This is a genomic window from Bradyrhizobium sp., from assembly GCF_035484855.1.
In the GTDB taxonomy this organism is placed as follows: Bacteria; Pseudomonadota; Alphaproteobacteria; order Rhizobiales; family Xanthobacteraceae; genus Bradyrhizobium.
In genome coordinates, this window is record NZ_DATHOP010000235.1 from 1 (window position 1) to 5456 (window position 5456).

6 protein-coding genes are annotated in these 5456 nt (G+C 63.7%); 2 read left to right on the top strand and 4 right to left on the bottom strand.

The annotated features are described in order from the left end of the window. A partial coding sequence (locus VK804_RS26770; RefSeq protein ID WP_325375838.1) for an OsmC family protein occupies positions 1 to 310 on the top strand: 310 nt, incomplete at its 5' end. 43 nt (positions 311 to 353) lie between these two features. Beyond that, positions 354 to 1298 carry a fatty acid desaturase family protein gene (locus VK804_RS26775; protein ID WP_325375840.1) on the top strand — a complete coding sequence of 315 codons (945 nt, stop codon included), beginning with the start codon at positions 354 to 356 and terminating at the stop codon, positions 1296 to 1298. 82 nt (positions 1299 to 1380) lie between these two features. Here the strand turns inward: VK804_RS26775 and VK804_RS26780 are convergent, their stop codons facing one another. The 4 genes from VK804_RS26780 to VK804_RS26795 all read right to left on the bottom strand — a co-directional run. Beyond that, on the bottom strand, positions 1381 to 2478 hold the full coding sequence (locus VK804_RS26780) for a YeeE/YedE family protein (protein WP_325375842.1): 1098 nt from the start codon (positions 2476 to 2478) through the stop codon (positions 1381 to 1383). Between the two features lie 275 nt (positions 2479 to 2753). Continuing rightward, positions 2754 to 4085: a phenylacetate--CoA ligase PaaK gene (gene paaK, locus VK804_RS26785; RefSeq protein ID WP_325375844.1), complete on the bottom strand. Its 1332-nt coding sequence runs from the start codon at positions 4083 to 4085 to the stop codon at positions 2754 to 2756. Positions 4086 to 4105: 20 nt separating this feature from the next. After that, the gene (gene paaI, locus VK804_RS26790; protein ID WP_325375846.1) at positions 4106 to 4570 is read right to left on the bottom strand and encodes a hydroxyphenylacetyl-CoA thioesterase PaaI; all 465 of its coding nucleotides are present in this window, start codon (positions 4568 to 4570) and stop codon (positions 4106 to 4108) included. A 113-nt stretch (positions 4571 to 4683) separates the two neighbouring features. Beyond that, on the bottom strand, positions 4684 to 5456 hold a 773-nt coding region (locus tag VK804_RS26795; protein WP_325375848.1), incomplete at its 5' end, for a 2Fe-2S iron-sulfur cluster-binding protein.

The following is a 5456-nucleotide window of genomic DNA, read 5'->3' on the forward strand; positions in this document are numbered from 1 at the left end:
CGGGCCTTACGACTTCCTGCTCACGGCGCTCGGCGCGTGCAAGTCCATGACCATGCGGATGTATGCCGACCGCAAATCATTTCCGCTGGAGCGCGCCACCGTGACGCTCAATCACAGCAAGATCCATGCGCAGGATTGCGCCGAGTGCGAGACCAAGGAGGGCATGCTCGACGAGATCGACGTCACGATTGGCCTTGAGGGCGCGCTCGATGCCGAACAGCGCAAGCGGATCCTCGAGATCGCCGACAAATGCCCGGTGCATCGCACCCTGACCTCGGAGATTCACATCGTGACCCGCGCGGCGGATTGACGAACAACCGCGCAGGCGTATCATTTCCCCGGAGGAGCCACCAATGCCGGTCGTGGCGCGCGTCGAGCCCAAAACCATCTTTACCTCAGCGGAATGGAGCCGGCTGACTTCGCGCAGCTCCTGGCGCGGGATGTGGCTGGTGGCTCACGCCTGGGGCACGATCGCCGCCGCCATCGCGCTGGTCACGCTGTGGCCGAACCCGCTGACCTGGCTGATCGCGGTCATGATCGTCGGCGCGCGCCAGCTTGGGCTCGCCATCCTGATGCACGAAGCCGCCCATGGCGGCATTCACGCCAACAAGGCGATCAACGAATGGGTCGGGCAATGGCTGTGCGCGGTGCCGGTAGGCGCGGATCTGGCGAGCTACCGCGCCTACCATCTGCAGCATCACAAGTTCACCCAGCAGCCGGAAGACCCCGATCTTTCGCTGTCGGCGCCGTTTCCGATCAGCAAGGACAGTTTTTATCGCAAGGCGATCCGCGATCTTACCGGCCAGACGTTTGTCAAACAGCGGCTGCCGTTGTTCCTGTCGCTGTTCCGCCGCAGCCACGCGGATGACCCGATCTCACACGAAAGTTTTGTTTCGTCCGGCGCCGACAAGATGGCGCGGTTTCTCGGCCTGAATGCGCTGATGTTCGTGTTGTTCTGGCTGGCCGGCGCGGGCGTCTGGTATGTCGGCGTCTGGGTGGTGGCGATGGCCACATGGCTGCCGCTGGTGACGCGCATCCGCAACATCGCCGAGCACGCCTGCACCTCGACCGGCGAAGACCCGTTCAGCCACGCCCGAACCACGCTCGCGAGCCCCGTCGAACGGCTACTGATCGCGCCCTATTGGGTCAATTACCACGCCGAGCATCATCTGTTCATGTATCTGCCGTGCTACCGGCTGCCCGAGGCGCATCGATTGCTGGTGGAAAAAGGCCTGATCAAGCGAATGGAAATTCGTCCCGGCTATCTCGACGTGATGCGGCTTGCGACCTCACGGTAGAGTCTTTTTTGACGCGTTTTCTTCACGCAAACCGGTGGCCATCCCGCATCAAGTGCGGGACAGGCTTTCGCTCGAAAACGCTTCAGCGGGCCTGACCGTCCCGGATCGTGACCCGCGCATCCTGCGCCGCGACCGACGGCTGCACGCGCAGCACGCCGCGCAGGCCGAGCGCCGAGCCCGATAAAATCCCGGCGACGGCAACGAACGACGCCAGCGCCAGCGTCGACAGGCCCGTAAGACCCTGCCCGATCGAGCAGCCAAGAGCCATTGCACCACCGGCCCCCATCAGCACCGCGCCGCCGATCGAACGCAGCATGTGGCGTGGCGAGGTGTAGCCCTCGAAATGGAAGCGGCGGGTAACGAGCGCCGTCACCAGGCTTCCGGCGATGACGCCGCCGACCATGGCGATGCCGAAATTGGGCGTCAGCCCAGTCGACAGCATCACGTATTGCACGGAATCGGCGATCGGCGCGACAAAGGTCAGCGAGGTGACGGCTGCCGGATTGAAATCGTCGGCACCGAGATAGCCGGTGGCGAACCATCCGGCCGCGACCAGCAATCCCACGGCGAGGCCGGCCGCGATCTGTCCCCAGGCGCGCTGGAACGGCGCATGCGCGAACGCAAAGATGATCAGCGCGCCCGCGACCACCGAAGCCGCGAGCGTCCGCGCGAAGGTTTCACCGACGCCAAGCGTCGACAACAGCGCCGGCAGCGAAACCACTTTCGGCGTGGCCTGGGTGGCCTGCAGCATCGCGATCCGCGCCGGCGCGACCAGGCCCTTCAGCGTCATCTGCGCCGCGATGCCGATCACGATCACCACCACCAGCGACCGCAGATTGCCGCGGCCGAGCAGCACCAGCGCGCGCGAGGAGCAGCCGTTCGACAGCACCATGCCGTAGCCGAACAGCAAGCCGCCGAAAAACATCAAGGGCGCGGAGAACGACGGTTGCAGATAGATCGATTTGCCGAGGTCGACGACGTTGCCGGCCGCCAGTAGCTGCGTCGCCGCGATCGCGGTGCCGAGCGCCAGCGCGTAAGTCCGGATCAATCGACTGTCGCCATCGGCCCACCAGCCGCGCAAGCCCGAGAGCAGGCAGAAGCCGCTCAACAGGCCGATCGCGCCAAAGGCAAGTCCGATCAGAAGCCCGCTCGCGATGACGATATTGCCCCCGTCCTGCACCGATTTTTCCTTTGGACCTGCTGTGACCGCGGCGTCCACCACCGCTTAAATGGAATGCAATTTCCGTGCTGCTATAATGGGTTAGATGGATGCCCGTCCACGCCCGTCAAGAACAAAGAACGAAGCTGTCGTTTGCCACGGCGCCTGGGGAATAAAACGTTTGCGTGCAAGCAAAATACGATTGGTTTCGTACATGCCATGTCGACCCGAATTCCCGGGGTCGTCATCGCAGATCCGCGCTTCGTCGCGGCGAACATCCGCAGATGATGGCCGGGCTAACCCTTCGGCCGCTTGTCGAAGACGCGCCTGGCCTTGCCGAGCGAACGCTCCAGGGTTTCCGGGGCCAACGCCTTGACCCGCGCTGATATGCCGATGGTGTTCTTGATATAGGCGGTGACCCGCTCGGCGTGCTCGACGAGCCCGCTGCCGTCCCAGCTTTCGGGGCGCGCTTCCGCCAGCACCGTCATCTCGTCCATCCGCCCCTCGCGCGTCAGCTCGATAATGAAGTGACCGCCGCACCAGTCGGTCGCCAGCAACACTTCCTCGATCTGGGTCGGGAACACGTTGACGCCGCGCAGGATGATCATGTCATCGGAACGCCCGGTGACCTTCTCCATGCGCCGCATGCCGGGCCGCGCCGTCCCGGGCAATAGCCGCGTCAGATCGCGGGTCCGGTAGCGGATGATCGGAAACGCTTCCTTGGTCAACGAGGTGAAGACAAGCTCGCCCTTTTCACCGTCGGGCAATACCACGCCGGTCTCGGGATCGATCACCTCGGGATAGAAGTGATCCTCCCAAACGTGCAACCCGTCCTTGGTCTCGACGCACTCCTGGGCGACGCCGGGGCCGATCACCTCAGACAGGCCATAGATATCGGTGGCGTCCATGTCGAACGCCGCTTCGATCTCGCCGCGCATCGCGTTGGTCCAGGGTTCGGCGCCGAAGATGCCGAATTTCAGCGACGATTTGCGCGGATCGAGGCCCTGCTTCCTGAATTCGTCCAATATCGCCAGCATGTAGCTCGGCGTCACCGTGATGATGTCGGGCTTGAAATCGTTGATCAGCTGCACTTGCCGCTCGGTCATGCCGCCGGAGACCGGCACCACGGTGCAGCCGAGCCGCTCCGCGCCGTAATGCGCGCCGAGGCCGCCGGTGAACAGGCCGTAGCCATAGGCGTTGTGCATGATCATGCCGGTGCGGCCGCCGGCCGCGCGGATCGAGCGCGCCATCACGTCCGACCATGTGTCGATATCCTTCCGGGTATATCCGACCACGATCGGCTTGCCGGTGGTGCCGGAAGAGGCATGAACGCGGACCAGTTTCTCGCGCGGGACCGCGAACATGTTGAAGGGATAATTGTCGCGCAGGTCGGTTTTCACCGTGAACGGAAATCTGGCAAGATCGGAGAACTGCCTGAAGTCGGAGGGATGCACACCGGCCTTGTCGAAGGCTTTGCGGTAATGGCCGACATTGTCGTAGGCGTGCGCCAGCGACCAGGCGAGGCGCCTGACCTGCAAAGCCATGATCTCGTCGCGCGAGGCGCGCTCGGCCTCGTCCATTTCGGCGAGGTAGCCGTTTCCTTCGATCCGGCGTTTTGTCGAAGCCATCGGACGTTTCCCTGGTTGAGCTATTCTTGCTTGATGTCGGTGTCGGATGCCGGCAGCCAGTCGCCGCCGATGGTGCGGGAATGGCCACGATACTCGGCGATGACAGTTTCGTTGACGCTGACCCGCACGTCGTAGATACCCGATCGGCCGCTGCGCGAGATTTCTCGAGCCGTCGCGATCAGCCGATCTCCGAGTTTGCCCGGCCTGATGAAGGTGATGTTGCCCTGCGCCGCCACCGCCTTCTCATTGTGGCTGTTGCAGGCAAAGGCGAAGGCGGAATCGGCCAGCGCAAAGATGAAGCCGCCATGCGCGATGCGCTGGCCGTTCACCATGTGCGGCGCCACCTCCATGCTCAATGTCGCCCGGCCCGGCCCGATCTCGACGATTTCCATGCCAAGACCCTTGCTGGCGTCGTCATCCTTCCACATCGCCTCCGCACAGGCTCGCGCGAGGTCGTCAGGAGAAAGCGTGGCCTTGATGTTCATTCTTCCTCCGTCATTCCGGGATGGTCCGAAGGACCAGACCCGGAATCTCGAGATTCTCCGATGTGCAATCGCACATCGCAGTTCGACGCCGACGCGTCGCCCCGGAATGACGATTACACATGATCGTAGTCCACCACGACTCTGTCCGAAACAGGCTTGGCCTGGCAAGTCAGAATGAATCCCTTCTCGAGCTCCCACGGCTCCAGCGAGTAATTCACTTCCATCTGCGCCTCGCCCTCGACCAGCTTGGCGCGGCAGGTCGAGCACATGCCGCCCTTGCAGGCGAACGGCAGATCGACGCCGCCGCGCAGCGCGGCGTCGAGAATGGCCTCGCCTTCGGCGACCGGCACCTCACGGCGCTTGCCGTCGATGATCAATGCGGCAAAGGCTTTCGGCGGCGCGCTCGCCGGCACGATCGCTTTCGGCCGCGGCTTGCCGCCAAGGCCCGAGACAAAACGCTCGACATGGATGCGCTCAGCGGCAATACCGATATCGCGGCAGGTCGCCTCGATGTCCTCGCTCATGCCGGTCGGGCCGCAGATGAAGACATGGTCGACGCTTTTCGCCGGCACCAGCGAACGCAGCAGCACCCTCACCTTCGCGCCGTCGAGCCTTCCGTGCAGGATCGGGATGTCCTGCTCCTCGCCGGAGATCACATGAAACACCGAGAGCCGCTGCATGAAGCGGTCCTTGAGTTCTTCCAAGGCTTCGCGAAACAGCATGCCGCCGGTTAATCGGTTGCCATAGAACAAAAAGAACCGGCTGTGCGGCTCGCGCGCCAGCACGCCCTTCACGATCGAAAGAACCGGCGTAATGCCGGAGCCGGCGGCAAAACCGACATAGAGCCGGGCCTCGCCCGGCGCCAGCGCGACGCCGAAGCGGCCGG

Coding starts and splice junctions, on each gene's coding strand:
- VK804_RS26775 (WP_325375840.1), top strand. CDS start 354: ATGCCGGTCGTGGCGCGCGTCGAGCCCAAAACCATCTTTACCTCAGCG.
- paaK (WP_325375844.1), bottom strand. CDS start 4,085: ATGGCTTCGACAAAACGCCGGATCGAAGGAAACGGCTACCTCGCCGAA.
- paaI (WP_325375846.1), bottom strand. CDS start 4,570: ATGAACATCAAGGCCACGCTTTCTCCTGACGACCTCGCGCGAGCCTGT.